Genomic DNA, 1407 nt, shown 5'->3' on the forward strand with positions numbered 1-1407 from the left:
ACTACATCATAAATTCCTTTTTGAATATAGCTTTGATATTGCTGCGCTTGGTAATCGTCTGGCTGTAAAAGTAATATTGGAAGCTGCGGCTGTTCTGAGGCTTGAACAAGGGAGAGAGTTTGTTCAATTTTCAAATCATAGGCGCGACCAAAAATAATGACATCCCACGATGTATTGAGCTGCTTTTCAAAACTTTTTAAATCATCAAGTAATAAGGCATTAACTTGATAATCATTCCCCGATAATAAATTTAAAATTTGGTTATAACGTAACTGGTTATCATCAATAATGAGTAAACGTATTTCAGTACGTTTTAACCTTTTAGATAGTAAAGAGTTTCTCACTTTAATGCTTCCCATAAATCTTGGCTATTCACGGTGTTATTCTTTTTCAGCATGAACTGATCAAGCAGGTACTGTTGCTGCTCATTCAGAAGCTCAAATTGAAATTGAATAAAACTTTGAGTAATGAGTTGTGCTTTGAGTAGATACACTTTGATTTCTTCTGTCCCCAATCGTAAATGAATTGTTTGTTGCTCTCTAAAAATTTGAGACCCCGGTAAAATAAGCGTGTTTTGTATTTCTTCTAAGTTTTGAGTTTGTAGTAATAATGCAGGGTGATAATTACGCGTATGACGCTCTGCCTGAATATGCACAGCGCAAGGGAACATGGCTTGTGAAAGAATTTCTAAACCCAGTTCCAGACTTTTTTCTGTAGATTGCTTAATCCAGCGAATTACACCGCCACGCCACTGACCATGTAGCGTTTCCTTCACTAAAATATATTCGCCGGTTCTTAAGTTTTTAGGTGCTTCTCCGGACCATTTAATACGATAGCCATTAACACTAATATCAAGCACGGTAGTTTGATAAATGGTTTTACTCTCACGGCTTAAGCGTTGATAAGACGAGGTTTGTTGTTCTTTTTTCTCTAAATTGGATAAGACTTTCGATTCACTTTGTAAATTATAGTTATTACTCAGTTGTAGCGTTTCTTCAAAGTTTTTGGCTTTAGATAAATAAAAATGTGCGGTACTTAAGCCAAAACAGATTTGTAAAGCTGCATTATATTCATAACGCTCATGACGGCGCTGTGCTGTGGTTCCCAAAATCGTTTGAACATGGAACTTTAATGCGGGACTTAAATAAATCTTTTCATTTTCAATGATGATATCAACCTTGCCATTAAAACGACCATGGGTTGAGTCATATTTGAATAAATGTACCAGTGTATGTACATCTGCTATATCGTTAATCGCCACGATTTCAAAATGAAATTGTTTCGGGCTCTCAAACCAGGCACGTAAAACATTACGTCCAATCCGGCCAAACCCATTAATGGCGATACGTTGCATGACCTATCCTTATCTACAAAACGAGAAGCGAAAGAAGGCATATAGTAAAACAC

1 protein-coding gene and 1 pseudogene are annotated in these 1407 nt (G+C 36.4%); both read right to left on the minus strand.

Annotated elements, in window-relative coordinates; genetic code table 11:
* A pseudogene (locus VXQ92_RS17920) lies at nucleotides 1–344 on the minus strand (diguanylate phosphodiesterase); the annotation flags it as partial.
* Nucleotides 341–1354: a glyceraldehyde 3-phosphate dehydrogenase NAD-binding domain-containing protein gene (locus tag VXQ92_RS17925; RefSeq protein ID WP_416682717.1), complete on the minus strand. Its 1014-nt coding sequence runs from the start codon at nucleotides 1352–1354 to the stop codon at nucleotides 341–343. The pseudogene VXQ92_RS17920 and the gene VXQ92_RS17925, both read right to left, overlap by 4 nt.
* Nucleotides 1355–1407 lie beyond the last annotated feature (53 nt).

This window comes from Acinetobacter sp. 228 (genome assembly GCF_048147885.1).

Coding starts and splice junctions, on each gene's coding strand:
- VXQ92_RS17925 (WP_416682717.1), bottom strand. CDS start 1,354: ATGCAACGTATCGCCATTAATGGGTTTGGCCGGATTGGACGTAATGTT.